Origin of the sequence: Streptomyces sp. NPDC049627, assembly GCF_044465645.1 — a bacterium.
Lineage (GTDB): Bacteria > Actinomycetota > Actinomycetes > Streptomycetales > Streptomycetaceae > Streptomyces.
In genome coordinates, this window is the sequence record NZ_JBITLW010000006.1 from 377,558 (window position 1) to 404,012 (window position 26,455).

Annotated in this window: 24 protein-coding genes, 1 tRNA gene and 1 pseudogene; 10 read left to right on the forward strand and 16 right to left on the reverse strand. The window is 68.4% G+C overall.

From position 1 onward, the window contains the following. The first annotated feature begins 38 nt into the window (after nt 1-38). Complete coding sequence (locus ACIBU0_RS18795) at nt 39-824, forward strand: SAM-dependent methyltransferase (protein ID WP_398819258.1); 786 nt, start codon at nt 39-41, stop codon at nt 822-824. A 38-nt stretch (nt 825-862) separates the two neighbouring features. On the opposite strand, the gene ACIBU0_RS18800 is transcribed toward ACIBU0_RS18795, so the two are convergent. After that, entirely contained in the window at nt 863-1,297 is a 435-nt protein-coding gene (locus ACIBU0_RS18800; RefSeq protein WP_398819261.1) for an SRPBCC family protein, read from the reverse strand. 372 nt (nt 1,298-1,669) lie between these two features. Here ACIBU0_RS18800 and ACIBU0_RS18805 point away from each other — a divergent pair, with 372 nt between their 5' ends. Continuing rightward, the gene (locus ACIBU0_RS18805) at nt 1,670-2,764 is read left to right on the forward strand and encodes a substrate-binding domain-containing protein (RefSeq protein WP_398819264.1); all 1,095 of its coding nucleotides are present in this window, start codon (nt 1,670-1,672) and stop codon (nt 2,762-2,764) included. A gap of 39 nt (nt 2,765-2,803) precedes the next feature. On the opposite strand, the gene ACIBU0_RS18810 is transcribed toward ACIBU0_RS18805, so the two are convergent. Next, nucleotides 2,804-3,169, reverse strand: a complete 366-nt coding sequence (locus ACIBU0_RS18810; protein WP_398819267.1) for a hypothetical protein — start codon at nt 3,167-3,169, stop codon at nt 2,804-2,806. 1,051 nt (nt 3,170-4,220) lie between these two features. Between ACIBU0_RS18810 and ACIBU0_RS18815 the strand changes: the two genes are divergently transcribed. Next, nucleotides 4,221-5,861, forward strand: coding sequence for an FG-GAP-like repeat-containing protein (locus ACIBU0_RS18815; protein WP_398819270.1), 1,641 nt, complete (start codon nt 4,221-4,223; stop codon nt 5,859-5,861). Nucleotides 5,862-6,051: 190 nt separating this feature from the next. Then, entirely contained in the window at nt 6,052-6,444 is a 393-nt protein-coding gene (locus ACIBU0_RS18820) for a hypothetical protein (RefSeq protein WP_398819273.1), read from the forward strand. A 429-nt stretch (nt 6,445-6,873) separates the two neighbouring features. Here the strand turns inward: ACIBU0_RS18820 and ACIBU0_RS18825 are convergent, their stop codons facing one another. The 4 genes and pseudogenes from ACIBU0_RS18825 to ACIBU0_RS18840 form a co-directional block, all read right to left on the reverse strand. Next, nucleotides 6,874-7,707, reverse strand: a complete 834-nt coding sequence (locus ACIBU0_RS18825; RefSeq protein WP_398819275.1) for a PIG-L family deacetylase — start codon at nt 7,705-7,707, stop codon at nt 6,874-6,876. Nucleotides 7,708-7,960: 253 nt separating this feature from the next. Continuing rightward, entirely contained in the window at nt 7,961-8,419 is a 459-nt protein-coding gene (locus ACIBU0_RS18830; protein ID WP_398819276.1) for an ATP-binding protein, read from the reverse strand. Nucleotides 8,420-8,452: 33 nt separating this feature from the next. Continuing rightward, complete coding sequence (locus ACIBU0_RS18835) at nt 8,453-8,731, reverse strand: HPr family phosphocarrier protein (protein WP_398819654.1); 279 nt, start codon at nt 8,729-8,731, stop codon at nt 8,453-8,455. Continuing rightward, nucleotides 8,728-8,967: pseudogene (locus ACIBU0_RS18840) on the reverse strand (PTS-dependent dihydroxyacetone kinase phosphotransferase subunit DhaM); the annotation flags it as partial. The pseudogene ACIBU0_RS18840 and the gene ACIBU0_RS18835, both read right to left, overlap by 4 nt. Nucleotides 8,968-8,999: 32 nt before the next feature. Here ACIBU0_RS18840 and ACIBU0_RS18845 point away from each other — a divergent pair. From ACIBU0_RS18845 to ACIBU0_RS18860, 4 genes are read left to right on the forward strand one after another with little or no spacing between them, the layout of a single operon-like run. Next, nucleotides 9,000-9,509, forward strand: coding sequence for a putative PEP-binding protein (locus ACIBU0_RS18845; protein ID WP_398819279.1), 510 nt, complete (start codon nt 9,000-9,002; stop codon nt 9,507-9,509). 9 nt (nt 9,510-9,518) lie between these two features. Beyond that, nucleotides 9,519-10,595 (forward strand): medium chain dehydrogenase/reductase family protein, encoded by a 1,077-nt coding sequence (locus ACIBU0_RS18850; protein WP_398819282.1) that lies wholly within the window; start codon nt 9,519-9,521, stop codon nt 10,593-10,595. Nucleotides 10,596-10,655: 60 nt separating this feature from the next. Continuing rightward, nucleotides 10,656-12,521 (forward strand): glycoside hydrolase family 15 protein, encoded by a 1,866-nt coding sequence (locus ACIBU0_RS18855; protein WP_398819285.1) that lies wholly within the window; start codon nt 10,656-10,658, stop codon nt 12,519-12,521. Continuing rightward, entirely contained in the window at nt 12,518-13,129 is a 612-nt protein-coding gene (locus ACIBU0_RS18860; protein ID WP_398819288.1) for a hypothetical protein, read from the forward strand. The genes ACIBU0_RS18855 and ACIBU0_RS18860 overlap by 4 nt, the downstream gene beginning before the upstream one ends. Before the next feature lie 263 nt (nt 13,130-13,392). Here the strand turns inward: ACIBU0_RS18860 and ACIBU0_RS18865 are convergent, their stop codons facing one another. Both ACIBU0_RS18865 and ACIBU0_RS18870 read right to left on the reverse strand, forming a co-directional pair. Continuing rightward, on the reverse strand, nt 13,393-14,661 hold the full coding sequence (locus ACIBU0_RS18865) for an MFS transporter (RefSeq protein WP_398819291.1): 1,269 nt from the start codon (nt 14,659-14,661) through the stop codon (nt 13,393-13,395). 57 nt (nt 14,662-14,718) lie between these two features. After that, nucleotides 14,719-15,840 (reverse strand): DUF5937 family protein, encoded by a 1,122-nt coding sequence (locus ACIBU0_RS18870; protein WP_398819293.1) that lies wholly within the window; start codon nt 15,838-15,840, stop codon nt 14,719-14,721. A gap of 12 nt (nt 15,841-15,852) precedes the next feature. Here ACIBU0_RS18870 and ACIBU0_RS18875 point away from each other — a divergent pair, with 12 nt between their 5' ends. Next, nucleotides 15,853-16,224: a hypothetical protein gene (locus ACIBU0_RS18875; protein ID WP_398819296.1), complete on the forward strand. Its 372-nt coding sequence runs from the start codon at nt 15,853-15,855 to the stop codon at nt 16,222-16,224. 536 nt (nt 16,225-16,760) lie between these two features. Here ACIBU0_RS18875 and ACIBU0_RS18880 read toward each other — a convergent pair. The 6 genes from ACIBU0_RS18880 to ACIBU0_RS18905 form a co-directional block, all read right to left on the reverse strand. Next, on the reverse strand, nt 16,761-17,708 hold the full coding sequence (locus tag ACIBU0_RS18880) for a hypothetical protein (protein ID WP_398819299.1): 948 nt from the start codon (nt 17,706-17,708) through the stop codon (nt 16,761-16,763). Nucleotides 17,709-18,052: 344 nt separating this feature from the next. After that, entirely contained in the window at nt 18,053-18,202 is a 150-nt protein-coding gene (locus ACIBU0_RS18885; protein ID WP_398819301.1) for a hypothetical protein, read from the reverse strand. Nucleotides 18,203-18,355: 153 nt separating this feature from the next. Then, nucleotides 18,356-18,428: transfer RNA gene (locus ACIBU0_RS18890), tRNA-Arg, on the reverse strand. 230 nt (nt 18,429-18,658) lie between these two features. Further along, nucleotides 18,659-20,182, reverse strand: a complete 1,524-nt coding sequence (locus ACIBU0_RS18895; RefSeq protein ID WP_398819304.1) for a hypothetical protein — start codon at nt 20,180-20,182, stop codon at nt 18,659-18,661. Beyond that, nucleotides 20,179-21,105 (reverse strand): hypothetical protein, encoded by a 927-nt coding sequence (locus tag ACIBU0_RS18900; RefSeq protein ID WP_398819306.1) that lies wholly within the window; start codon nt 21,103-21,105, stop codon nt 20,179-20,181. Before ACIBU0_RS18900 ends, ACIBU0_RS18895 begins: the two co-directional genes overlap by 4 nt. A 228-nt stretch (nt 21,106-21,333) precedes the next feature. Then, nucleotides 21,334-22,155, reverse strand: a complete 822-nt coding sequence (locus tag ACIBU0_RS18905) for a hypothetical protein (RefSeq protein ID WP_398819309.1) — start codon at nt 22,153-22,155, stop codon at nt 21,334-21,336. 152 nt (nt 22,156-22,307) lie between these two features. Between ACIBU0_RS18905 and ACIBU0_RS18910 the strand changes: the two genes are divergently transcribed. Continuing rightward, on the forward strand, nt 22,308-22,709 hold the full coding sequence (locus ACIBU0_RS18910) for a helix-turn-helix transcriptional regulator (RefSeq protein ID WP_123761386.1): 402 nt from the start codon (nt 22,308-22,310) through the stop codon (nt 22,707-22,709). Between the two features lie 221 nt (nt 22,710-22,930). On the opposite strand, the gene ACIBU0_RS18915 is transcribed toward ACIBU0_RS18910, so the two are convergent. Together ACIBU0_RS18915 and ACIBU0_RS18920 are read right to left on the reverse strand one after the other, a co-directional pair. Beyond that, nucleotides 22,931-23,539: a hypothetical protein gene (locus ACIBU0_RS18915; RefSeq protein WP_398819312.1), complete on the reverse strand. Its 609-nt coding sequence runs from the start codon at nt 23,537-23,539 to the stop codon at nt 22,931-22,933. Nucleotides 23,540-23,824: 285 nt separating this feature from the next. Beyond that, nucleotides 23,825-26,308 (reverse strand): Mu transposase C-terminal domain-containing protein, encoded by a 2,484-nt coding sequence (locus tag ACIBU0_RS18920; protein WP_398819315.1) that lies wholly within the window; start codon nt 26,306-26,308, stop codon nt 23,825-23,827. Nucleotides 26,309-26,455 lie beyond the last annotated feature (147 nt).

The window sequence follows — 26,455 nt, forward strand, 5'->3', positions numbered from 1 at the left end:
CACCGGCGACGCTTCGCGCCCACCCCCAGGAGGCCACCGTGCCCGACCCCGACACCTCCAAGCCGCATTCGGCGCGCTTCTGGAACTACTTCGTCGGCGGCAAGGACCACTACGAGGCCGATCGGAAGATCGGGGACGAGATCAAGGAGATCTTCCCCGGCCTCGTCGACGTGGCCGTCACCAGCCGCCAGTTCCTGGGCCGCGCCGTACGCCATCTGGCCGGTGAGGCGGGCTTACGGCAGTTCCTGGACGTCGGCACCGGCCTGCCCACCGCCGACAACACCCACCAGGTGGCCCAGCGCGTGGCGTCGGACGCCCGGATCGTGTACGTCGACAACGACCCCGTCGTGCTGGCCCACGCGAGCGCCCTGCTCACCAGCACCCCCGAGGGCATGACGACGTTCCTGGACGCCGACCTGTACGACCCCGAGGGCATCCTGGACGCCGCCGCCGGCACGCTGGACCTCTCCCGCCCGGTCGCCCTGATGATCCTCAACACCCTCGGCCACGTCGCCGACCACGACCAGGCCCGCGACCTGGTGCGCCGCCTCCTGGCCGGCCTCCCCCCGGGCAGCCACCTGGTGATCAGCGACAGCACGGCCACCAGCGAGGGCATGATCGCGGCGTCGGAGGCGTACAACGCGAGCGGCGCCGTGCCGTACCACGTGCGCAGCATCGGCGAGATCGCCGCGTTCTTCGACGGCCTCGACCTGGTGGACCCGGGCATCGTCCAGGTCCCCGAGTGGCGCCCCGACGTCCATGGCCCGACGGACCCGGCGACGGCGGCGGTCGACGCGTACTGCGGGGTGGGCCGCAAGCCCTGACGGGACGATCAGGGGGGCGGGGGCCGACTTCGTGCCCGTCAGCGCGTGCCCTGCTCCACGTACTCCTTGAACTGCTCGAGATCGCTGCGGACGAGCCGCTCGATCGCGTTCGCCTGGGCGAACCCCTTCGGCCCGCCGAAGGTCTCCCTGACCGTGCCGGGGTCGTACTCCAGCCGCGCCTGGACCCGGGTGTGGTCATCGTCGATCGGCAGCAGCGAGAAGGATCCCGCGAGCTCGGGCTCGCCCGTGGTACGCCACTCCAGCACGCGCTCCCCCGCCCGATCGGAGACCCGGGCCTCGAACTCCCGGGTCCGCCCCCCGGTCTCGACGCCCAGCCGCGTCCGGCCGCTCTCCTGCGCACGGGCCTCGCGCACCCCGGCCAGGAAGCGCGGATAGTCCTCCACTTGGTGAAGGCTGTCCCAGGCCCGGTCGATCGGAACTCCGACATCCACGTGTTCTTCGAGGGTGCTCATGGCCCACCTCCACGTCCGGTTCGCGAAGCCATGACCTTCTGCTTCCAGTGTGCGCCCGGGTGCCCGGGGGATCTCCCGCAGCTTTCTGTAACCGTTCCGGTTCGCACCGTTGACACCTCGCATCTCCCCCTTTAGCGTCGCGCCAACTTCCGAACATGTGTCGAGATTTCGAACATTGAAAGGCGATTGCCCGTGCGCCCCCGGAACCAGCACGTACCTGGCCGGAACGCCCTGTTATGTGCGGCTCCACGAGGGGCGCCGGGCTGATCCGACCCGGCGTATCGCTCTGTCCGGGGTGCGGTCCGTCCAGGAAGCGCCGGCGGCGCCTGATGCGCCGCCCCTCAACGACGAGAAGACCAAGGAACGATCACCGTGCACAACCGAAGAACCGTGCTCGCCGCCCTGGCGGGAGCGGCCTCCCTCGCCCTCACCTCGACCGCCTGCGGCCAGAACGGCGAGGGCGACTCCGAGGACAGCCCCGGCGACCGCACCGTCGGCCTCGCCATGCCGACCCGGACCTCCGAGCGGTGGCTCACCGACGGGAAGAGCCTCGTCCAGAGCCTGAAGGACAGGAAGTACAAGAGCAAGCTGGTCTACGGCGACGACAACCCGAAGGTCCAGATCTCGCAGATCCAGAACCTGATCAAGCAGGGCGTGGACGCGCTGATCATCGCGTCCATCGACGCCAAGTCGCTCGACGGCGTGCTGCAGACGGCCGCCGACGCGGACATTCCGGTGATCGCCTACGACCGGCTCATCCTCGGCACCAAGAACGTCGACTACTACGTCTCGTTCGACAACGAGATGGTCGGCAGACTCGAGGCCCACCACATCATCGAAAAGCTCGGCCTGGAGGACGGCAAGGGCCCGTTCACCATCGAACTGTTCGCCGGCTCGCCCGACGACAACAACACCAAGTACTTCTTCGACGGTTCGATGGCGCTGCTGGAGCCGTTCCTGGCCGGCAAGCAGTTGGTCGTCCCGTCCGGCCAGACCGCGCTCGACAAGATCACCACCCTGCGCTGGGACGGGCCCACCGCGCAGAAGCGCATGAGCGGCATCCTCGGTCAGTGGTACCGCGGCAAGCGGCTCGACGCCGTCCTGTCGCCGTACGACGGCATCTCCAGGGGCATCCTGTCCGCGCTGAAGTCGGACGGATACGGCTCGGCCGGCAAGCCCCTCCCGGTCATCACCGGTCAGGACGCGGAACTGGCCTCGATCAGGTCCATCATCGCGGGTCAGCAGTCGCAGACCGTCTACAAGGACGTCCGTCTGCTCGCCCGGGCCGCCGCCGAAATGGTCGACGACATACTCAACGGCAGGACGCCGTATCTGGACAGCAGCACCGATTACAACAACGGCACCAAGGACGTGCCCGCCGTCCTGCTGCAGCCGGTGAGCATCGACAAGGCCAACTACGACGTTCTGGTCAGGGACGGCTACTTCACCGAAGACGAGCTGAAGTAGTCCCCGGGGTCCCGGCCCGGCGCCGGGACCCGTATGAAGTTACCTGCCGAGGACGACGGTGTTGTTGCAGCCCTGGGTGGAGCCGATGTCGGTGATCTGCGTGCCGGGCGAGCCCTCGCCGTTGGACCGGTTGGCCTCCCGGCCGTTCTGGAATCCGTACTGGCCCTGAATGTCGATGTTCTCTTCGGTCGTACTGCAGGAGGTGCTCTGGCTGACGACGAGCGTCTTGCCCTCTTTGCTGTCGGCCTTGTGCGCGTGTCCGCGCTTGTGTCCGTGCTTGTGTCCCTGTCCGTGCTTGTGCTCGTGCTTGTGTCCGTGCCCGTCGGCGTGGGCGGCGCCGGTGCCGAGGAAGCAGACGGCACCGAGGAGGGCGGCTACGACAGCGGTCTTGCGAGGCTTGCGCATGTCTTCTCCGAGCGTTGAAGCGGACGCGTACGCGATCCGCCACGTCATAAGGTGACGAGAGGTTAATGCGGAAATGTCCGAGATGTTCTCGTCGGCACGCCGGATTGTCCGACCATCACGGGCGCTTCGCGCGGAACCCCCCGTGTGGCTGCCGCCCGATCGGCCCCTCCCGATTTGCTGTTTACGCACCGCTCAAGGACGTCCCCGCCTCCGCCGAGCCGATGCCCGACGTCCGGGGGATCGCGGTCGACTCGCGCACCATGCCGGCGAAATGACCCACGGCGCGAGGGGCTGACACCCCGCCAACCTGTGGGATGTCGCCTGAGCGTATGGCCTCGTCCTGGGCCGGGGTGGACACGCGTGGAAGAGGTAGGTTTGGATCAAGTTCGGCAGTGATCTGCAGAGGATGCGCATGCCGGGCTGGATCACGGGGGAGTCCGACCAACTCGCCTGACCAGCCACGGCTCGTGGAACGGGGGACCCATGACCAGGTACCAGTGTGTGCCCGCTGTGGCGGGCGCGATTGCCGTCGGCGCCGCGCTCCGATCAAAACGGATCGCATGAACAGGGAATCAAGCTGTCCCTGAAGTAACGGCTGCCGCTGCCGCGGACCCAGCCACCACCGTGCCCGCAGTCGGGCTTGCCTGCGTCGAGTCCGGCGTGTGCCGAGCCGACTGGGCGGGCCGCCCCTGAAGGACTACCAGCATGCCGAGAGCTCCCTACATGTTGAGGAAAAATGCGCATAAATCGCATACATAAGCTACTGATGTCAGCCGGTGCGCTGATCCTGGCAACCGCCACGCCCGCCATCGCGGACACCCCACCCCCGACTGCCCCTTCCACCAGCCCTCCGTCCTCCATGCCGTCCGATCCCCCCGCACCCTCCGCGTCGGCAACACCCACACCCTCTGCACCCACACCGTCCGCACCCTCTGCACCCGCACCCTCTACGCCCGCACCCTCCGCGCCCGCACCCTCCGCCGACGACGATGCGGTCGAAGACGACCAGTGGACGAGCGAAGCGGCCGAGAAGTTCTGGACCCCCGAGCGCATGGCCGCGGCCACACCGGACTCTCCCCGCCCCGAGGCTCCCGCCGGCTGGCAGCCCTCAGCACGCCGGTCGGCCGCGGCAGCCGCCAAGGACGGCCACTACTTCGGAGGCGTCCCCACCGTCGGCACCTTCTTCCACTACACAAGGGACCCCGCCACCGACAAACTGGAAGGGCGTTTCTGCTCGGCCAGTGTCATCGACAGCCCGCAGGGCAACGTCATCCTGACCGCCGCACACTGCTCGGGCGGCAGCAAGGGCATGTTCGTACCCCGCTACGACGGCGCCGCGACGAACCCCGCCCCCTACGGTCGGTTCCCGGTACAGCAGTGGATCCGTGACTCCCGCTGGTACAAGGTGGGCGAACATCCCACCCGTGATGCCTACTCCGACCTGGACTACGCCTTCGCCCGGGTGGGCCCCAACAGCGGCAACCACAGCCTGCAGAAGGCGGTCGGCGCCGCTCTCAAGCTCGGCCAGGTGAACGGCGACTACAACCAGACCGTGACGGTGGTCGGCTACCCGGGAAGCCACAACCCGAAGAACCGGCCGATCATCTGCTCCGACGTCACCACCCGCCGGCTCCCCGGCTACCGGCAGATGCGCATGGAGTGCGGTGGCTTCTACGGAGGCACCTCCGGAAGCCCCTGGATCACCGGCCTGAACTCAACGACCGGCAGCGGAACCGTGATCGGCAATCTCGGCGGCTACTACGGCGGCGGCCTGGAGAACGACAGCGACCGCATCTCCTTCGCCGTCACCTACGACGCGCGTGCCCTGGAGATCTACGCCGCCGCGAAGAACAACACCGAACCGCAGAACCACCCGCGTGGCTACAGCATGTACCCCACCGGCGGCGGCCTGTGGACCAACGCCAAGAAGATGGCCTCCGGTGACTACAACGGCGACGGCAAGACCGACATGATCGTGGTCTGGGTGGACGGCGAGGTGACCCTCTACGCCGGTGACGGCAAGGGCGGCTTCTCCGGCGAGAAGAGGATCACGAAGTCCGACACCTGGAAGGACGCCAAGGTCATCGCCGGAGGCGACTTCACCGGCAACGACTCCTCCGACCTCGTCGTGGTCTGGGTGGACGGCGAAGTCACCCTCTACACCGGCGACGGCAGTGGCGGATTCGCCAAGGAGACGCAGCTCCAGAAGCCCAACGACACCTGGCGCAACGCCATCCAGATCACGGCCGGACGCTACAGCGACAACAAGTGGACCGACGACCTCATGGTCCGCTGGGTGGACGGGGAACTCTCCCTCTACACCGACGTCGACGGCCGGGGCCTGCTCCACGAGCACAAACTCAAGGACCCCAACGACACCTGGAAGCACGCCACGATCCTCACCGCCGGCAACTTCACCGGCGGCTCCAACTGGGACGTGATCGTGCGCTGGTCGGACGGCGAGCTCTCGCTCTACCGCGACTCGGGCCCCTCCGGTGTGGGAACGGAAGTCCGGATGGCGTCCTCTAACCAGTTGTGGACCCACGCCTCTGTCATGACCGCGGGCGCCTACACGCAGGGCGAGCCCAACGACCTGCTCGTGCGCTGGTCGGACGGTGAGACCACCCTCTACACCGACACCTCCACCACCCTCGGCCGCGAGCACATGCTCGTGCCGCCCAAGGCCGGCTGATCCCCCCTCTCAGGAAGGCGAGGTACGCGCGATGTACCTGCGCACTGCAGCGACCGCTCTCACCGCGACCATCATCGGCCTCACGGGCTCTCACACAGCCTCGGCGGCGGACGGTCCGGGCCTGAGCGTCAGCATCCGCGCAAACGACAGCGACAGCACCGCGGACGGCCCCCTTCACCAAGGTGCGCCCGTGCTGATCACGTCCGACGTCGACCTGACCTCCCTGGCCGTGGACGGCAACGGCAGCTTCACGGTGAAGTCTCCGGCGTTCACCAAGGATGTGACCGTGGAGATGCGGAAGAACAGCTTCGGGGAGGGCACCGGCACCATCAGCTGCGACATCGGGCCGGGAAGCTACCCGGTCGACATCGCCGGGCAGCACGCGAAGTCCGAAGCGATCGGCAACCGGGGGCACCTGACCATCACGGTCAAGGACGACAAAGACCAGTACTGCGAGCAGGAGGCCGGTCCCTTCAGTCCCACGGGAACCGGCACCGTTGCCGCAGCCGGCGTCGGCGGTGCGATAGTTCTCGCCGCCATCGGCTACACCGCCGTACGCCGCAGGAGCACCAGGAACACCTGAACCGGCACTGGCGGGGGCCGCCGTCACCACACGGCGGCCCCCGCGTTCACCCTCCGCAGCGAAGAAGGCGGAAGCCCTGGCGACGCCGGTGAACATGTCGCCGGTCCGGTACGACTTGGCCGCCGGGTCGAGGGCGTAGGCATGGGCGCCCGCCACTTCCGGCACAGGGCTGCACGCGACGACAAGGAACTCACGCCCCAGTTCTTCCCTGACCAGCTCGCCACCTGGCTCGGCCTCACCCTGGCCACCGAAGCCACAACGCACTCCTGGCCAAGACCGCCGACGACATCACGGCCGCGGATGCCTCCATAGTCGGCGTCCGGGACATCGGCCGCCCGCCCACTTCCAGCCCTGGGCGGGCGGCCCCCACATGCCCCTGCCGGGTTGGTGTCGGGTGGGTGACTCGCTCGGTCGCGCAGTGCGGGCGGATCAGCGCAGTCCGGCGAAGAGATCGTTCTCGGGTACGGCCGCGCCCGTGGCGTCCTGGACCCGTACGAAGGTCTCCATGCCCATCAACTCGCCGAACCTCTCCTTGCCCATCTTCAGGAAGAAGATGTTCTCGCCCTGACTGGCGTGGGCGGCCAGCGCATCGAACTTCTGACCGCTGAACGCCGTGGTGTCCACCCACGTGGTGATCTCATCGTCGGGAAGGCCGATCTCGGCCAGCGCGGCGGTCTCGGCAGGATCCGGCTCCGGCATGTCCTCACCGAACTCGCGCATGAGCTCGCCGAACCGCTGCATCATCGAGCGGGGCGCCGTGGTCCAGTACACCTTCGGTGTCAGCGTGGTCATCTCCAGCGCCGCCATCGTGATGCGGTGGGCCTGGATGTGGTCGGGGTGGCCGTAGAAGCCGTTCTCGTCGTAGGTGACGACCACATCCGGTCGGTAGTGCCGCATGAGTTCCGCAAGGCGGGCCGCGCCTTCCTGCACGGGGGTCTGCCAGAAGGCCCCGGGGGCGTCGTTGCTCGGCCAGCCCATCATTCCGGAGTCGGCATAGTCGAGCATCTCCAGATCGCTGATCTTCAGGACCTCACAGCTCGCCTCGAGTTCTTGACGGCGCATCAAGGCGACCGCCGCCGGATCGTGCCCCGGATCGCCCGGCTTGACACCCCCCGGCCCGTCACCGCAACCGCCGTCGGTACACGTCACGAGAACCGTGCGGATGCCTTCCGCCGCGTACCGCGCGAGGACCCCTCCGGTTCCGGTGGCCTCGTCGTCGGGGTGGGCGTGTACTGCCATGAGCGTCAAGGGCCGGTCAGTCATGGAACAGTCCTCCTGCATAGGTCTTGGTCCGGGTGCGCGGCGGGCGTACCGCGCCCCTGGGGCCGGGATCCTGGCAGGGCCGACGACCTTGCGGTCGCCGTGTCGCCCGCCCGTGCGGCGCCTGCCCCCCGGTCGATGCAACCGTGCCGACGGGACTGGCTGTTCCCGGCGCGGCCACTTGTTCCAGGCGCCGGCGTTCAACGCGAACGAGGTACAGGCGGCCGGCCGTCGGCTGTTCCGCCCGCTTCACCGGTCAGCGTCTGCGGCTGGAGTCGTTCACCGTGCTGGTCGCCGGTTGTGGGGAGGGCGCGGGGCACGCGTCGTGCGGAGAGGGCCGCGACGATGCCGGTTTCCACGACCGTTCTCCCTGTTCGGCAGGGTGGGGGCTGTCGTGCGACGGGCACCTTCGAGGCGCCGGCCCTGAGTCGGTGATCTCGATGCGCACGGCGCGGCGGCCGCCGACCTCGGGCAGGGACAACCGCAGCACTGCCGGCGGCAGTGCGTGGACGATCGCGTTGGTGGTCAGCTCCGAGATCACCAGGAGGGCGTCGTCGGCTGTGGGGGTGGGCACACGCCATCGGGTGAGGACGGTGCGTGCCTGTCGGCGTACGACGGAGACGGCCTCGGAGATGTGCGGCAGCGCGCAGACCAGCTCGGCCTGCGAGGGCTGGGCCATGTCTGCGTCAGACGTGTTCGTGGCGGGGATGGTCATCCTCGGCCACCTCCGCTGGTGGCGGTCGGATCACTAGGCGGTGGCGAGGATCTGGGCCAGCGCCGCGACGGCCTGTTCGGCGTCGTGGCCTTCGGCGCGGACGGTCACGGTGCTTCCGACGGTGGCGCCCAGGCCCATGACGGCGAGGACACCGGTCGGATTGACCGTCCGGTCGGCGTACTCCAGTTGTATGGCGCTGGTGAATGCCGCCGCGGCCCGGCGAGTTGGCCCGCGGGGCGGGTGTGGAGGTTCGCGGGCAGGACGGCGGCCGTCTCGTGTCGGGGCGGGCCGTGGTGCTGGTGGTGGGGTCAGAGCTTGTGGACATTGCGGGCCTCCTTGGCGGCGTCGGCGACGGCTCCTTCGACGAAGGGCGTGTCGACGATCAGCACGTCGGGACGGGGATGGTCTTCCAGGACGGTGCGGGCGGTCAGCACGGAGCGGCCGAGGTCGGGCAGGACGACGACACCGGCTCCGCGGTCGACGCTGCGGACGGCGGCGAGGACGAGGTCGTAGCTGGTGCCGATCCGGCCGTCGTCGGTGCCTCCGGCGGTGGCGAGGGGAACTCCCCGAGGCCGTCGCCGTGGCTGACGGCCTCGCCCAAGAAGCCTCCTTCTTCTCCATCGGCAGCAACGACCTCACCTGCCAGATCCTGGGCCTGGACCGGCGCGACCCCACCGCCACCCGGGCCATGGCGGCACACCCCGCGGTACTCGACGCCATCGCCCGTGTCGTCGCACACCCCCTGGTGACCCCCCTCCTCATCGGCCTCGGATGCGACAGCCTCTCGGTCGGCCCCGCCGCCCTCGACGAGGTCCGCGCCCGTATCCGCCGGCTCCGTCATGACACGTGTGCCTCCCTGGCCGCCGTCGCCCTGACCCGCGAAACCCCTGAAGAGGTCTGGCGACCCGTCGAGCAGTGCGGCCGGCCCTCGCTGCCGTGCGAAGAAGGGGCCGGCAGCATGAAGAAGCTCGTCAACTCGCCCGATGTCCGGCCGCTGCATCGCCCGCGTGGGCGCACCCCGGTTCACGGCGGATTTGCCCTGCTTGAGCCGTACGAAGGATCGGATGCGTCGACAGTGCAGCCGACCTAGGCTGAAAGCATGAAGCGCGTCGTCGTTGATCATTTCGGCGGCCCCGAGGTCTTGAGGGTCGTAGAGGACGACGATCCCCGACCGGGGCCCGGTGAGGTGTGCGTCAGGGTGCTGGCCGCAGGCGTGTCGTTCACCGACGCCCAGCTGCGCGCCGGCACGTATCTCGGCGTACCGAAGCCGCCGTTCACGCCTGGCTACGAGCTGGTCGGCATCGTCGAGGAGCTCGGCCCGGGCTGTTCGAGGCTGCGCGAGGGGGACCGCGTCGGTGCGCTCACGGTGTGGGGCGCGGACGCGGAGCGCGTGTGCGTGCCGGAGGCGGAAGCGGTCGAGGTACCCGAGAACCTCGACCCGGCGGAGGTTCTGAACCTCGTCTTCACTTACATGACCGCCTACCAGCTGCTGCACCGCGTGGCAAAGGTGAGAAGCGGCGAGACCGTGCTCGTGCACGGTGCCGCGGGCAGGGTGGGCACCGCGCTCCTCGAGCTCGGAGCGGCCGCGGGGCTCAAGCTCTACGGGACCGCGTCGGCCCGCGACCGCGCCGCGGTGGAACGGCTCGGCGCGGTGGCGATCGACTACCGCAACGAGGACTTCCTGGAGCGGGTGCGCGAGCTCCCCGGGAAGGGCGTCGACGTCGCCCTCGACGGGCTCGGCGGCGCCGTGTCGCTGCGCTCCTTCCGTGCGCTGAGGCCCGGCGGACGGCTCGTCGTGTACGGGCACTACGCCACGCTCGAGCACGGGCACAAGAACTGGCGGGCATGGGCGGAGTGGTACGCGTCGACCGGGGCCGTCGGGCTGTGGAGCCTTCTCTCGCGCCGCCGGCACATGCTCGTCTACCGGATCCAGAAACTGCACGGTCAGCACCGCCAGCTGATCCCCGTGGCCGGAGGCCACCCAGCGCTACCCGTGGGTGGGGGTCCCCGTGACCCGGACCTGTTCCGGGCGGACTTCCGCGCGCTGCTCGAACTGCTCCGTGAGCACAAGATCCACCCGGTCGTGGCCGAACGCCTGCCGCTGTCCGAGGCCCGGCGCGCGCACGAGATGCTCGAGCGATCGGCGGCGAAGGGAAAGCTCGTGCTCGTGCCATAGGCCGGAGGCGGAGGCCCACGCCGAGGCTGTGGCGCCCGAGGCCGAGGAGGATGCCAGCAGATGGTGCGCGACGGCCCAGCCGGCCAGGTGGAGGAGGCCGTGCCCGGCGGAGCGCGGCGGGCGCGCTACCTGCCCATCGCCGAGCACGGCATGATCGGCGACCTGCACACCGTCGCGCTCGTCGGCACCGACGGCACGATCGACTGGTACTGCTGCCCCCACTTCGACTCGCCGAGCGTGTTCGGGGCCATCCTCGACGCCGACCGCGGAGGACTGTTCCGTATCGCGCCCGACTGCGAGGGCTGGACGTCCAAGCAGCTCTACCTCCCCGACACCACCATCCTCATCACACGCTTCCTGATGCCCGACGGGGTGGGCGAGGTGCAGGACTTCATGCCCCCTCCGCGTACCGGTGAGGCGGCCCACCGACACCGCATGATCCGCCGGGTGCTCGCCGTGCGCGGACAGATGCGCTTCGTCGTCGACGTCGCCCCCCGCTTCGACTACGCGCGGGCCCGCCACGAGGTCGGACTCACGCCGCACGGCGCGCTCTTCCGCTCTCCCGAGCTGCGACTCGGTCTCTCGACGCGGCACCCGCTCGAGATCGTGGGCAACGGCGACATCCGCGCGCGGGTCGCCCTCCGGGCCGGGGAGACCGCCACCTTCGTACTCGACCGCGTCCAGCCCGGCGAGGGACAGGTGCCGTACGCCGATACCGACATCACGGCCGAGTTCGATGCCACCGTGGCGTTCTGGCGGCGTTGGCTGCGCGGCTCGCGCTACAGCGGACGCTGGCGCGAGATGGTGCACCGCTCGGCACTCACACTGAAGCTGCTCACGTACGCGCCCACCGGCGCGATCGTGGCCGCCCCCACCACCAGCCTGCCGGAGGAACTCGGCGGCACCCGCAACTGGGACTACCGCTACACGTGGATGCGTGACGCCGCCTTCTCGCTCTACGGGCTGCTCAGGCTGGGGTTCACGGAGGAGGCGGGCGCCTTCATGGAGTGGCTGGAGCAGCGATTCCGCCGCGCAGTGAACTACGGCGAGTCGGGCCCCTTCCAGATCATGTACGGCATCGACGGGCGCGAAGACCTGCCGGAGGAGGAACTCTCCCATCTGGAGGGCTACATGGGCTCGGCTCCGGTGCGGATCGGCAACCGGGCGGCGACCCAGCTCCAGCTCGACATCTACGGCGAGCTGATGGACTCCGTCTACCTGTGCAACAAGTACGGGCGGCCTCTCTATCACGACGGCTGGATGGAGCTCACCCGCAACCTCGAGTGGCTGATGGACCACTGGGACCAACCCGACGAGGGGATCTGGGAGACACGCGGCGGCCGACGGGACTTCACGTACTCCCGGTTGATGAGCTGGGTCGCGGTCGAGCGCGCGGTCCGCATCGCCCGCCAGCGCGGCCTGCCCGCCGACCTCCCACGCTGGATGGCCGTCCGGGACAGCATCTACAACCAGATCATGCAGCGCGGATGGAACTCCACCCGGCGGGCGTTCGTCCAGCACTACGACACCGACGTGCTCGACGCCTCCCTGCTGCTCATGCCCCTGTGCAAGTTCGTCGCGCCCACCGACCCCCGCTGGATCTCCACGCTCGACGCCATCACCGCGGAGCTGGTCTCCGACAGCCTCGTCTACCGGTACAACGCGAAAGCGTCACCCGACGGGCTCGTCGGCACGGAGGCGACCTTCTCGATGTGCTCCTTCTGGTGGGTGGAGGCGCTCGCCCGGGCCGGTCGGCTCGACGAGGCGCGGCTGGCCTTCGAGAAGATGCTGACCTACGCGAACCACGTCGGGCTGTACTCGGAGGAGATCGGTCCGACGGGCGAGCAACTCGGCAACTTTCCCCAAGCCTTCACGCATCTGGCGCTGATCAGCGCCGCCTTCAATCTCGACCGCCGGATCGAGTGAGCGTCCCGGCTCCAAACGGCCATCAGCACGGCTGGCGCCGCGCTGCCCTGACCACGTGGGACGAGCTGCGCCACCGGCAGATCCGCCGCCTCGCCGGCGAACTCGGCGACGAGCACACGTATGCGCTGCCGGGCGGGGACGCCCTCACCCTCGCGGTGGGCGACGTCGTCCGCGTCCGCCAGAGCGACTACTGCTCCCGGCGCGGCGAGGGCCCGGACATACTCAAGGGCTACCGCGCCGTCATCACGGCGATCGACGCGAACCACAACGTGCAGATCGGCTGGCGAATCCACGACAAGGACCTGAAGCAGACACGCTACGAGTCGGCCTGGGTGAAAACAGAGAAGATCGTCAACGGCGCGCTCTCCCTCGGCTATGCCATGGCGATCGCCGCGAGCCGGGGCCTGACGTGCGATACCTCGCTGAGGCACGGCCACGGCGCGAACGCGTCCGCCACGTATCCAGGTATCACCCGCGCGAGAAAGCAGAACCACATCTGGCTGCCGCCGGCCGTGCTGGAGAACGAACAGACCCGGGCCCAACTCGGCGAGGCCCGCACCGAGAAGGAGCGCCCGCGGCGTGGGTACTCCGCCGGGCCTGCTTGGTGAAGCCCTTGCGCGGAACTCTGTGATCGTGGATCGCGGTTCGCCTCATGCCCGGCCGGCCAGCGTCGTCATCCAAGGTCGCGGAGCCCTCATCTGCGCCGTAGAACCCTCGTATGAGGCTTCGGCCGCCTGTGGAGCCGATGCCGGCGCAAGTCCGCGACAGCGCGCCCGCCCCGGGAGCGCTGCCTTATGGGGCCAACGCGATCGTTGTCAGGCTGCGGCGACCGTGTCCTCGGCTGACCTGCGCATCGCGATGATTCGCGCGCTCACTCCGGTTCGGCCGTGATCACCGCTGTCTCTCCCGGCGCCACGACGCTTGCCGTGCCGTCGGCTGCGACGAAGGGCTCCTGACCGGGCTGCCGTGCGCCGATCCATGCGAGGGTGAGCGTGGCGGTCACGGCCAGGACGACAACGGCGGCTCCCGAGAGCAGGAAGGCGTTTTCGACTCCGGCGAGGGTGATGGCGGTCGAGGCCACAAAGGGGGAGATCGCCAGGGCTCCTGCCACCCCGGCCTCCCACAGGCCGAGCGCCTTCGCCAGATGATGGCTCGGTATGCGCTGCTGCACCAGTGCGATCAAGGGAATGTCCGTGAGGGCCGAGGCCAGCCCCGTGGCGGTCAGGAGAACCGCCGCCACAGCAGGGGAGGTGACCGTTCCCAGCGGAGCCCGGAAGATCCCGAGCAGGGCCCACGCCAGCACCGCGGCCAGCGCGAGTCTGCGGATGCGCAGGCCGGCCAGGAGCAGGGCGCCCACCACTTCGGCGACCCCGGCGACGCCGAGCAGCAGGCCGTACTGGCCGCCCTGTCCCACGACCGCGACCAGCCCGACGGTCAGGAAACCGTTGGTCAGGGCGAGGGCGAGCACGAAGGTCACGATGACCACGAGTACATCGGGAGCGGCCCGCACGGCCCTGAGCCCGGCGCTGAGATCGGACCACAGCCCGGTCTGACCGCCGGCCGGGGCGGGGCGGGTCACGCGGATGGCGGCCACGGCGGCCGCCGAGCCCAGGAAGGTCAGCCCGTTGACCACCAGCGCCGACTGCAGCGAGCCGAAGGCCAGCAGCGGCGCGAGCATGAGCGGGCCGACGAAGAAGGCGGCTCGGAAGGCGACTTGCAGCAGTCCGCCTGCCTGCTGGAGGCGCTCGTTCGGCACGATCTGCGTGACGATGGCGTTGCGGGCCGGGGCGAACGGGGCGCCGATCAGCGCCAGCAGCGCCGTGGTCGCCACGAGCAGGGGCAGGTTCAGCAGGTCGAGGGCGAGCAGGACCGAAGCCACGGCCACCACGGCGACGCGGGCCAGGTCGGTGGCGATCATCAGCTTCCGGCGGTCGCGTCGGTCGGCGTACGAGGCGACGACGAAGGTGGCCACGAACGCGGGCGCGAACGCGGAGACGCTGACCAGGGCGACGGCCGTGGGGTCCTTCGTCAGTGACCAGGCCAGCCAGGCGGTCGCGGCGGTGTACAGGCCGTCGCCGAAGCGTGAGATGCCCTGACCGGCGAAGAGAAGCAGGAAGTTGCGGTCCTTCAGCAGTGACATGCGGCCCACTGTCGGATCCAGTCGGGGGCCTGATCCACTTATTAGGCAGATGGCTAATCAGTCGTACTCGGTCGCCTCGCCGTCGCCGTGCAGGAAGCCTTCCAGGCTGGGGGTCAGGCCCGCCACCTGTCCGGGCGCGAGCCGGTACAGGACGTAATAGCCCTCGCGGCTGCGCTCCAGCAGGCCCGCGTCCGCCAGCACCCGCAGGTGCTTGGACAGGGCGGCCTCGCTGACTCCGACGAGCGGGGCCAACTCCTGGGTGCTGCGCGGGCGTTCGGCGAGCAGTCGCAGGGCGCGCAGCCGGGTGTCGTCGGCGAGCGCGCGGAGTGTGCCGACGAGCCTGGTCGGCGGAATCCTCGGGCGGGCTTCCCGGACGATCGAGGAGACGGGGAAGACGAGCCCGAGGGGCCACGGACCGTCGCAGTTGACGCGTACGTGCGGCCACACGTAGGCGCTGGGGGCGAGGACGAGTGTGTCGTCCGGGCCGATGGCGACCTCGTGGTCGTGCGGCCGCTCCAGCCAGAAGCGTTCGGCCTGCGGATCGCTGCGCACCTCCGGCCACAGGCCGCGGAGCATCCCGTACAGGCCGCGCTGCTCGATCTGGTGTCCGGCCTCACTGACGCCGGCGGCGAGTTCGGGTTCGATCCGGGCCCATTCCTCCTCGAACGCCTCCCGCCAGTAGCGCTCCAGCATGCTCAGGAACCGTTCGAGCAGGGCACGGGGATCGTCGAGGAGCATCGCGGCCATCGCTTCGTCACTTTCCCGTGCGACTCGCTCCCGCACCAGGCCGCGTACCTCCGGTTCGGCCAGCACGCGCGGATCCCTGCCCTCGCCGCCGCCCGGCCAGGGCGTGAGCAGGGGGACGGCGAACTCCAGGCGGACCAGTTCCGGATCCGCCCTGCGCAAGCCGGCCAGTTCGTCTTGGAAGTCCGTCAGCCCGCCGGTCGGCTGCGGAAAGAGGAACTCGGGGAAGTACGAGCGCACCGCGTAGGAGAACGCCTCGATCTCACGCTTCAGCGCCGGGGACAGCTTGCGCATCGCACGCACCCAGCCGTGCTGGACGGGGTGGTGCTTGGGCTCCACCAGCACATGGAGACTCAGTACGGCTTCCATCGTCGGCGAGTAGGCGAACCCCACCCGCTCCGCACCGCCGGCCGGGACCCGGAACACGATCGTCATGACCCGTCATCCTTGCCGCACGGCGTCCGCGACGGGAGCCACACCGCGCCGCAAACGGCAGGGGCCGACCTCAAGGACATCCAGGAGATGCTCGGCCACTCGCCGATCACCATCACGGCCGACACGTACACGAGCCTGTTCCCCGAGGCCGACCTCGCCATCGCCGAGACCGCAGCGCGGCTCGTACCGCGCGCCCACGCCGCCTCCGAGAACACCCCTCCCACCGAGGAGCCCGAGCCCGCCGACGCGGTAAAGCCCGACACGGAATCCGTGCCGAACGGTGCTGATCCGTCGGGAGACATTCGGGAGATCAACTCCCCATCCGCTCACGCAAACGGCCCCGGACGAGTAGTCCGAGGCCGATCAGAAGCCCTCCCCGGGTAGAAATCCCAGGTCAGAGCGTCAACGCGTTGTGCCGCCGACAGGATTCGAACCTGCGACACCCGCTTTAGGAGTTTTCCCTGGGCGGCGCTGTGACCTGCGGAAACGTCGGCTGCGGGGTGTCTGGCCTGGGAAAACACCCCTCCGTAGTTCTCGCGTGTTCACGGGACTTCCCGTCCTTATACGTGCTGAATCCGTTCTGCGCGGCACTGCCTGGCGGGCATCGACTGGTCGTGCAGATAGGGCCACTGAACGGCCCGTCCGGTTCTGGAGAGGAGCCCGGCATGCACATGCCGAACAGCTGGCCCGCACGACGACCAGTACCAGGAGTGAGTGATCACGAACCGAGAGGGAAGGGGCTTAACGCCCTCTCAGACGATCACACACCCAACAACGTGACAACGTCGTGCGCAGGGTGACAGGCATGCCAGCCGGTGAACGATGTCGGAAAGCCGTTATGCGGGAGAACCGTACGTACGGTTTGAAGCGGCGGGGACTGGACACGGAGCGGGCAGCCACCGCGCCAGTCCCCGACGCTACTAGGCTCGGTTTTCGGCAAGCGCCGGGTTCTGGGTGGGGGTGTCGGTCGGGGCGGGGACGTCCTTCCCGGCGATCTCCGGCGCGCCGAACCAGGCCACCGCGACCGCGCCTGAGACCGCCAGGACGAAGCCGATCACCGCCAGCCAGGCGAAGCCGGGGCGTGAGGCGTCCCCCAGCCACCAGACGCCGATCATGCCGGGCAGCACGGTCTCGCCGACCACCAGCGCCGCCGTCGCCCCGTTCACCGAGCCGATCTGCAGCGCGACGGTGTGCAGGTACATGCCGCCGATTCCGGCGACCAGAATGGCGTACAAGGCCGGGTCGGTGAGCAGCGTGCCCAGGTCGAACGGACCGATCCCGTTCAGCACTCGCACGCCCACGCCGAGCGCGCCGAAGCCGAGACCGGAGAGCAGACCGGCCAGGATCGCGGCCCGGGCGCCGAGCAGCCGGACCAGGACCGTGCCGCCCGCCATCAGCAGCAGTGAGATCGTGAGGAGCCACCAGTGGGTTGTGATCGGCGTGTGCCCGCTGCCCTCAGGGCCCGCCGCGCCGGCGAGCAGCACCAGCGCCGAGCAGACGACTGCGATCGAGGTCCACTCCGCCCGGGTCAGCCGGATGCCGAGCAGCTTGACGCTCAGGACGGCCGTGATGATGAGGTTGGCGCTGATGACCGTCTGGGAGAGGAACAGCGGCAGCAGACGGGCGGCCAGCGCGCCGAGCCCGAAGCCGACGAAGTCCAAGACCGTGCCGACGACGAACTCCCAGGTCATCGCGGCCTGGGCGGTGGAGGAGAGACTGGGGCCGCCATACGTGGTGACCTGTCCGGTGGTGTGCCCGGCGGCGGCCGCCTCGCGGCGGGCCGACTTGCGGGAGCCGACGGCCTGGAGGACGGAGCCCGTGCCGTAACAAATCGAGGCCCCAACGGCGGTCAGGAGTCCTATGAGCACCGAGCACTCCGTTCAGGGGGTGGTTCCTGGCTGTTCTCCCTGCCAGACGAGGGATCGACCGCCCGCGTTGCGCGGACCGGGTCTGCGTCGAGATGGATGTGAAGAAGGCCGTCCGGCATCCAGCGGAGAACGGGGCGTAACGATCAAGCGGAGATGCCCGCTGCGTGTTCACGCTGGAGTACGTACCTGCGCTGTTCGGTTACTGAGCTTCGCCGCGTGATGTCGCAGCAGGCCCCGGGCTGCGACCGCCGGCAGTGGAGACACCACCACTGCGGCCGAATAGGACCATCGGCTGCTGCCGCCCCTGAACGACGAGTCGTACGGGAATCTCGCCGAGCCTGCGCTCAACCGCCTACAGCGCCGCCCGTGAGCTTGCCGGCCTTCAGCGTGCCGAAGGTCGGCTTGAGGTAGTTGCGCATGATGCCTTCGGCCCGCTCATACGACGTCTCGTCGAGCTCGGCGACACCGAGCCGGCGGTCGAGCAAGAAGGCCACGCTGGCCTGGTAGCCGGATCTGTTGGATGCGGACTCTCCGAACGGGCTTGAGCCCGGTGTTCGCCATGCTGTGGAACCTGCTGACGGCCAATGCCACGACTACGACGAACAGCGCGCCTACCCGAGAGAGGTAAACGCGCTGGTCAGACACTGTGCCCCCGGCAGGATTCGAACCTGCGACATCCGCTTTAGGAGAGCGGTGCTCTATCCCCTGAGCTACGAAGGCAGGGATCTGTCGGAAAATGTGTCTGAAATTAATGCCCAGATGGGATGGGCGTCAGACGTGTTCCCGGCAGAGGTGTGGCGGCATGGCTGGCGTGCAGCTGTGCCACCGCCCACAGTGTAGCGGCTGGCATGGTGGCGGCTGGAGGGTTGGTCATCTTGGCCGTTGGGCGGGAGGTCTGGCCGAGTGGTGCCGGCGGCTCAGCAGGGGCAGACGACCCGTGGACGGCGGGGTCAGGCGGCGAGGGAGAGTGGCTTCCGGCCCAGGGCCCGGGTGATGGAGTTGTTGACCCAGGCGTAGCCGATGTAGATCAGCAGGCCGGCGTTGGCGCCGTAGGCGGGGACGCGTTCGTGGGGGTAGGCCTGGTCGAAGCGGGAGTGGTTCGACTCGCTGTCCTGCCGGAATCCCAGGAGTCGGCGACCGGCAGGTGTGTTGGGTGGGATCTGCCTCAGATGTTCGGTCCGGTTGAAGCGCGGCTTCTTGTTGGACGGGTCGATTTCACGGTCCTCTTTGGTTTCATCCACGCGAATACGCAACTCGTGGTCGCCGTGTGAGCAGGGGACGACGAGGCGGTGGTAAAAGCGGCTCTTCTTCTGCTTTCGGCGTTCCAGCTCTTCTACGGGTAGGGGTGTGTAGTAGGTCTCGCCGTCCACCGTGAAGCGGCGCTGGCAAATTCGCCCCTCCGCGGTGTAGAGGTCGTGACTGCACTTCTTGTTCTTTTCGTAGTGTTTTTCGTAACGCTGCAGAGAGTGAGGTTCCAGCCCGCCATGCTGGCGGGTGAAAACCACGATTCCGTCTGCGACCAGGGGGGCTCGGTGGACACCGCGGAGGGCGGTGTCGTACGTGAACGCACGGATGCCGGGTGCTTTGCTCAGGATGTGGTGCATGAGCCGAACCACAGCGGTCCCTTCGTCTTCCCGTTCAGGGTCGCGCTTCCTCGATTTGGTGCGTACGGACTCCAGAGCCAGGATGACTCGGCTGTGCGGAGTGCGGGTTACACGGACAGCGAGGGAGAGGAACTTGTTTCCGTAAACCGGCTTGCCTCCGCCTTCGGTGGTGGTGCTGGCGTCTGGGTCCACCCGGTGACGTCGAACTTCTCCCGTTTCCTTGTCTACGATTTCATGCCGGGTGTGTTTGGACGGTGGTGCCGCCACTGTTGCGTCTCCATGGATAACCTGTTCGCGCTCAGGGTAGATCCAGCTTCCGCGTGATCCTGACTCCGTCAGCATCCCCATGTTGAGAGCTTGCTGGATCCACAAATCCCGGCTTGCATCACGCACAGCACCCATATGCGTCTTGAGGTGGTTTTTGAAGAAATAGTTCCACTGGCTCAGGCTCGGGCCGATCGGTTTGAGGGAATCGGCTTCCTCGGACCCCAGGTGCTTTCGTACAGCTTCACAGACCGGGTTCCACCAGAGCTCGCGTTGGAGATGGCGTGCTGTGCTGCGGGCCGAGCGGAAAATGGATATCGAGCACAGAAAGACAAAGTAAATGTACGGGGGATACTCGGGCGGGCGCCCGACGCTGCCGGGTTCGCGTACTGGCAGGGCCTGCCGGACCGCCTCGAACAGGTCGGGATTGTTCAGAAGAAACTCGAATCGCTCGTCGATCGTCAGCGGGGGCGCTTGGTGGCCTGGCTGAGGCGGGGGGTCCGAGGCGGAGCCGAAGGCGTCGTCGGGGATCGGGCCCAACAGCCAGTCGCGGGCTTTCGTGGTCTTCCCCTTGGCCCGGCGGGAGGGTTTCTTGGGCGCGGTCACGCCACCTCACCGCCTTCGCCCTCGGCGTTCCACTGGTGCCCGGCGAGCGCGGCGGCGGAGTCGAGGGAGGACAGGCCGAGGCGGCGGGCGACCTCGGAGAGCTGGCCGGTCTCGGAGAAGATCCTGCGGGCGACGTAGCGGGTGACGTCCTTGGGTTCGACCCTGCGCTCGTGGGTGGCCAGTCCGCTGCGGCGGGCGATGTCGCCGAATCCGGAGCAGACGCTGGCCTGCGAGCGGTACGCGGACGAGGCCATAGTGACCAGGCGCGGCGGTGCTCCCGTCGGCCCGCTTCGTACGAGATGCGAGTGGCGCAGCCACAGCACCCGCACGCCCCACTCGTCCAGGAGGCAGCAGCGGCTACGGGTCCGCGTGGCGCCGTCCGTCCAGATTTCGGCTTCGGTGAGGTCGAGGTCGTCCGTGGTCGCAGCGGCGATCTCCGCCGTGTGCAGGCCGGCCAGCAGCAGTGCCAGGAGGGCGGCATGCCGGGTGGCAGGCATGCCGCGCTCCGCGTGGAAGCGAAGCAACTGGACATCGGAGTCGGTCAGTTCGGCGCCCTGCTTGCGGGGGCTGCGCGGAATCGGCGGGAGATCGACGAGCGGGGCCGCCCTGGTGAGGCCCAGCGCCCGTGCTTCGGCGAAGAGCGCCTCAAGGGCGGAGCGGCGTTGCCGGCGGGTGCCGTCGGCCGGGTTGAGGATGAGGCGCTGGTGGCGGTCGTGGCCGGGGGCGTCGATGAAGTACGTGGCGAGCTGGGCGGAGACGTCGTCCAGGTAGGTCACGCCCTGTGCCTCGGCGAACCGCTGGAGGCGTTCGGCGATCTGGGTGTAGAGGACGACGGTCTCGAGGCTGAGTTCGCCGGAAGCGGCACGTTGACGCCAGATCCGGGCGACGGACAGGAGAGCGTTCTTGATCTTTGTCCTGGCCACGGGCACCTTCCCGTTTCCGGCCGCGCGAACGGGCGCGCGGCACAGTGGTGCGGCAAAGGGGCGCGCGCCCGTTAACGTGGGTGGTGCCCCTCACCTTGTGTGAGGGCATGCCGAAGCCCCTCGGGTGCGCGGCTGTACCGCGCGCGGAGTGGTGGAGGTGGGGGGTCCGGCAGTGCCACCCGGGCAAGGGATGCGGCGCTGCCGGACCTGCTCTGTTCGTGCGGTGGTCTACGTCACGGACGCTCCCCTCAACTTGGCGAGGATCGTGGCCAGCCCGCGGAGGTGGCTGTGCAGGGCGACCATGTCCTCCGCGGACAGGCGAGCTAGATCGGCCAGGAGGATCGGCGGGCTGAGCAGGCGGATCAGGTCCTCGTGCGCCGTCCCGGAAGAAGGCACGTCGGCGGGCGGTGGCGGGTGGGGGATGGGAGCAGCAGGCTCCGCGTTTTCGCCCGGGGGATCGACGGGCGCATCGGCCGGTGCGGAGTCCGCGGCTTCCGCTCGCGACCGAGTGCGCGGCTTTGGGATGGTGGCGCCCTCGTTCCAGCGCAGGTAACCGCCGTCCTCGGGGCGCAGCATGCCGACGCTCACCATTAGGTCGACCAGGATCTCCACCTTGCGGTGCTGTGTCTCGTCGGCCTCCGAGAGGCGCATCAGCTTGCTCACGAGACCGACCCGCAGCGCGGGGCCCTGCGCCAAGCGGTGGCTCGTGCTCCGAGTGAACCAGGACTTCGCCCACGCTTCGCGCAGTGCGCGCAGGCCCTTCTCCTCGCTCGCGTCCCAGGCCTGGGCGACTTTCTCCCCCGCCTCGGTAGGCCGGTAGGTGCTTCGCCCCGGTGCCTGCTCGATGAGTCCGTACGCGCGCACGAAGGCTATGACGAGCCCGCAGCGGCGGGCTGGAACGTCGGTGGCCTGCTCAAGATCGCGTGCGGTGAAGGTGTCCTTGGCGGCGCACGAGGCACGGGTGATCGCCAGATGCTCATGAGCCAGGACCCGGTCCGTCGGCAGGGGCTTCGTGGTCGGAGCGGGGGTGTTCCGTCGGGTCCTCGTCACCGATCGGCTCCTTCCTCGCAAGCCCTGTTCGTGCGAACGTAGAGAATCTCCCCGGAACGAACGTCGGCGTTGACCCTCACAAGATGTTGCCACTTGAGTAGCATGCGTGAGGGTGGGGCGCATCCTGGCGGCGCCTCCGTCACACTGTTCACATGCCTGGAGGAAATCGACGTGCCCAAAAGCCGTGCGCATACGTCGTCGACGGCCCTTGGCCGTACGCCGTGATGGATCACCATCTCGGAGCGCAGGTGGCCCAGGCGGTGGCCCGCGCGCTCGCGGAGGCCATGGAGCGTCAGAAGATCAGCGCCAACGCGCTGGCCCAGGCGAGTGACGTCAACCGGCAGGTGATCGCCAACGTGCTGGCCGGGACCGTGTGGCCCGATCTGCTGACCGTGGCGAACCTGGAGGGCGCTCTCGGGGAGCCGCTCTGGCCCAATCACCTGGAGTGGCCGCGGGATGAGAGCGGGCGGAAGGTGCAGCCGCAGGCCGAGGGGATCACCCGGCAGCGGGACGTGGAGACGGCGGAGCGCGACGAACGCCGCCCTCGAACGTGATGGGCACTCGGGCATGGCTGTTCGACCCTTCGGGGGTGAGTTGGCCGAACGCCCGGTGCGCGCTACGGCAAGCCGGTAGCGTCAAGGACGGCGACCTGTTGGGCGCTGACCGCCGCCGTGTCCAGGCCCAGGGCTACCAACCAGGAGGCCAGACGCGGCGGCGGTCTATTGCTGTGGAGTTGTAGCTGGGTCTCGAGCCCACGGCCCGCGTCGGCATGGGGTCAAACGGCCTGCCAGGGGGCCGCGAGGCGGTAGAAGACGTTCGTTCCCGTGTCGGCGCTGTTGGGCTTCTCGCTTTTGGTCAGCGCGCCGAGCCTGACGAGGTTGTCCAGAACGGAACGGTTTCGGCGGACGGCGTCAGAGGGATCGCCGAGGGCGTCGGTGACCGCCCGCGCGCTCCATTCGCGCTGACCCTCGGTCGAGATCACCTTCATGAGGACTACGGATCGCGCCCCCCTGACGAGTACGACCGGATTTCCAGAAGGGAGTTGCGGGGCCGCGGGCGTACTGGTCTCGGAATCGGTGGGTGTCGCGGGCGGACTCTCCGGGTCGGTGACGACGCGGAGGTGCGGACTCGGAGACTGACTTCGAGTGGCTCGCAACTGCTGGCCCTCTCGTACGGCCGCGCGCAGGGTCTCCAAGACGCGGCCGGCCTCCTCGCGGTTTCCGCGGGCATGCTCAAGCTCCGCTTCGAGCTCGCCGATCGAATCGCGCAGCCGGCGCAGTTGCTCTTCGTGGGACTCGATGAGCGCATCGCACTCGCGGAGCATCTGCTCCAGGTCCTGAGCCACCCAGTCTGCCGAGGGCAGGTGGCCTTCGAGCTGACTCATGGCAGTAACAGTAGAGGTGAGTCAGGCAGGCCGTCTGCCCGTATGGCAGAGGAGAACAGACACGGTCAGGCCCGGGCACAGATGGCTCGTGCGCGATCGGTATTGCGACCCGGGCAGACCTTCTGCCGCCCTCCTTGTCGCAGGGCGGAGCAGGGGCAGAGGGCAGGGGGACATCCGGATGGTGCACGAATGCAAGTCTTAAGCGTCAGTCTGATCCGGGGTTGGTCATGAAACCTGGTTTCTGCGGCTGACTGCCTCCCCAACAGCTCTGTGATGCCGAGTCGTTCACACGGCGATGGATCGGACGCCCTGTTCGGTGATCTCCTCACGGCCGGAGAGGATCGCGTCGATGGAGGCGGAGCGCACGAGGTGGGCCAGGGCTCCTGCCCAGCCGCCAGTCCTGTGGTGCAGTGCGGGTGCCAGCCGAAGCAGAGAGCCGGGCTCGTGACGGCGTAGCCGAAGGGTCTTGTCGAGGGACTCGACCAGGCATCGCCAATCCGGCCCCCACGGTATGGGGGCTGCCTGTAGCCGAGTCAGACGTCCCTGACCTGCCCCGTGCGTCCGCGCGAAGGGGTTCTCTGCCGTGTCTGAGGCGGCGTAGACAAACAGGACAGGCACCTGATCCGCCAGGAAAGTCAGTGCCTCAACAGGCGTCGAACTAGCGGCAGTTGGCGCCTTCGGAAACGCGTCGTCGACCAGGATCAGACCGGTCTCCGATGACATCAGGGCTTCCTGTACGGCCTCGGAGGCAGCGACTGTGCTCATCCTGCCCGGGTGAGGGGGGAGGCCGATGAGCTTTCCCAGCCGGAGGAGTGCTGTCCGGTCACTGTCGGCCGGGTGGAGGCGGAGGTAAACGGCCTGTCCGAGCGGACGGCCGGCGATGGTCGCGTGAGCGAAATGTCGGCCCAGTTCCTGCAGGGCGGTGGTCTTTCCGCTGCGAGGGGGTCCTGTGACCAACAGCCCTTGCCTCCCGCTCGTGGTAGTCCGGTTCAGCAGGGCAAGCCGGGCGCTGAGATGGAACGCCTCTTGGAGGAACGGCGTGCGCAGAATGGGGAGTTGAGCGTGGTAGGACAGCCGATCCTGGATCGAGTCCAGCTCGGCGGATGGCTCGCGAGCGGGGGCATCGGGCTGGGATCGGTGTGTGGTGCTGGTAGCCCTCCAGGCCCGCATGGAGGGCGGTTGCCCCAAGGTGTCGATGGCCCGGGGTACCTGCAACCAGACATCCGCCCTCGTGCGCACCCACACCTGGCGGAGGTCGTACGGGTCAAATCTCAATTCGACAGGGTGAGTTGACGGCAACAAGGCGAGTTCGGAGTGGAAGTAGCGGTGCCCCTTGACGAGGATGCCTCTCTCCGTCACCCGACGGGTCACGCTGGGCAGAAGGCGCACCCTCGCCTGCCTGCCCAGTGGCAGATGCACCCATCCCAATCTGGCGACGCAGGCTTCATACGCTGAATAGGGCGTCGCGTGTCGGCGCTGGCCGCCCGTCGCCTGCAGTTTCCATTGGGGCTGGTGATGCCAGACCGATTCCACCCATTGCTCGGCCCAGTCCTGCAACCAGCTGATGAGAGAAACGTCGTCGTGGGAGGGGTCCCCCTTGAGCGTGGTCAGCTCCGCGCTGAGGAGGGTGACGAGTCTGCTGGTGATGCGCTCTCCGACCGTCTTCTCCACCGGGCGGCGCTTCTCGATCCGAATACCCATGGCGCGGCACTCGTTCTGGAACTCACGCCTTCGGCGCATCCGCGAACCGTCGAGAACCATCGATTCAGGGAGGATCAGCGGTACGGCCACGCGCTCATCGCCGCTGCCGTACGCAGTGCGAAGGGCGGGAGGACCGCACAGGCGGGCCAGCAGGGCCGGGCCGTCCACTCCGTCGTGGGGCATGTGGACCGTCAAAGTGCAGACTGTGTGCGTCAGTTCGTCGATCGCGACCGTCATTCGCACTGATCGCAGGGAAGGGCCAGCCAGGTGCGAGGGAAGTGGCAATTCGAACGTGTCGACGTACACGCGCTCGCCGGGGCGGGAGAGCCTGATTCCGTTCTCGTCGATCAGTGTGATGCCACGTGCGTCGCCGCGCTGTTCCCGGACCATTTTCACCAGCCGCTGGAAGGTGGACCGTGACGGCAGGGGCACCGCGCCGATGCCGTATCGCGTGTCCAACATGCGACCGACCGACCGCCGGTACTCCTCGGCTGACGTGGTACCCCCTTGCCGGACCTCTTCCGCCATGAGGGTCAGCAGCACCTCCAGGACCCGTGGGTCCTGGTGTGCGCCGGGAGTCCGCTCCCGCACGGCGCGTCCGTCGACCAGCCCGTCGAGTCCATCCGCCTGGTACCGCTGACGACGGCGCCGCACCGTGCGTGCCGAAGCACCGGTCACTCCTGCCGCGGTGAGTTCGGCAGCCTTGGCTGCTTCCCGCTGGCTCAGCGTGCGGACAGCGGGGTCGTACTCGGAACGAGGTGCGGCGTCTTGAGCGGATCCCAGAGGCAGACCGCTGATGACCTCCGTGATGTGCCGTTCCCACCAACGGGCTTGTTCGAGGACCGCCTTGGTCGTCGGCACGACTCGGACCGGAGGCACGCGCGAACCGTGTTCCAGCACCTCGAAATCCGAGGACAGAGCCAGCTCCTCAACCGAGGGATAGGCCAAGTCACCCAGAGAATCGGTCAGTTGAACAAGCCCGCGCGTGAAACCGGCTACCACCCAACCCCGGCCCGCATACCGGACCTGGTCCCCCAGACCCAGGCGCGGGGGCCACGACACGTCCATCGGCCTTCCTCACGAGGTGTCGTACAAGAGCAGCTCGTCCACCGTCCTGCGCCCACCCTGTCCATAAAACTAAATAGAATTAAGCAATATGGCGAAACAGCGTCGAGCGCGCCAGGACGGGCTTCGCGAGCCTGAGTGACGGCCGTG

Excerpts from the sequence above, each read along its gene's own strand:
- ACIBU0_RS18825 (WP_398819275.1), bottom strand. The coding sequence starts at position 7,707 with ATGACTGACCGGCCCTTGACGCTCATGGCAGTACACGCCCACCCCGAC.
- ACIBU0_RS18855 (WP_398819285.1), top strand. The coding sequence starts at position 10,656 with ATGGTGCGCGACGGCCCAGCCGGCCAGGTGGAGGAGGCCGTGCCCGGC.
- ACIBU0_RS18800 (WP_398819261.1), bottom strand. The coding sequence starts at position 1,297 with ATGAGCACCCTCGAAGAACACGTGGATGTCGGAGTTCCGATCGACCGG.
- ACIBU0_RS18815 (WP_398819270.1), top strand. The coding sequence starts at position 4,221 with ATGGCCGCGGCCACACCGGACTCTCCCCGCCCCGAGGCTCCCGCCGGC.
- ACIBU0_RS18830 (WP_398819276.1), bottom strand. The coding sequence starts at position 8,419 with ATGACCATCCCCGCCACGAACACGTCTGACGCAGACATGGCCCAGCCC.
- ACIBU0_RS18810 (WP_398819267.1), bottom strand. The coding sequence starts at position 3,169 with ATGCGCAAGCCTCGCAAGACCGCTGTCGTAGCCGCCCTCCTCGGTGCC.
- ACIBU0_RS18910 (WP_123761386.1), top strand. The coding sequence starts at position 22,308 with ATGCCTGGAGGAAATCGACGTGCCCAAAAGCCGTGCGCATACGTCGTC.
- ACIBU0_RS18920 (WP_398819315.1), bottom strand. The coding sequence starts at position 26,308 with ATGGACGTGTCGTGGCCCCCGCGCCTGGGTCTGGGGGACCAGGTCCGG.
- ACIBU0_RS18865 (WP_398819291.1), bottom strand. The coding sequence starts at position 14,661 with ATGTCACTGCTGAAGGACCGCAACTTCCTGCTTCTCTTCGCCGGTCAG.
- ACIBU0_RS18915 (WP_398819312.1), bottom strand. The coding sequence starts at position 23,539 with ATGAGTCAGCTCGAAGGCCACCTGCCCTCGGCAGACTGGGTGGCTCAG.
- ACIBU0_RS18870 (WP_398819293.1), bottom strand. The coding sequence starts at position 15,840 with ATGACGATCGTGTTCCGGGTCCCGGCCGGCGGTGCGGAGCGGGTGGGG.
- ACIBU0_RS18850 (WP_398819282.1), top strand. The coding sequence starts at position 9,519 with ATGAAGCGCGTCGTCGTTGATCATTTCGGCGGCCCCGAGGTCTTGAGG.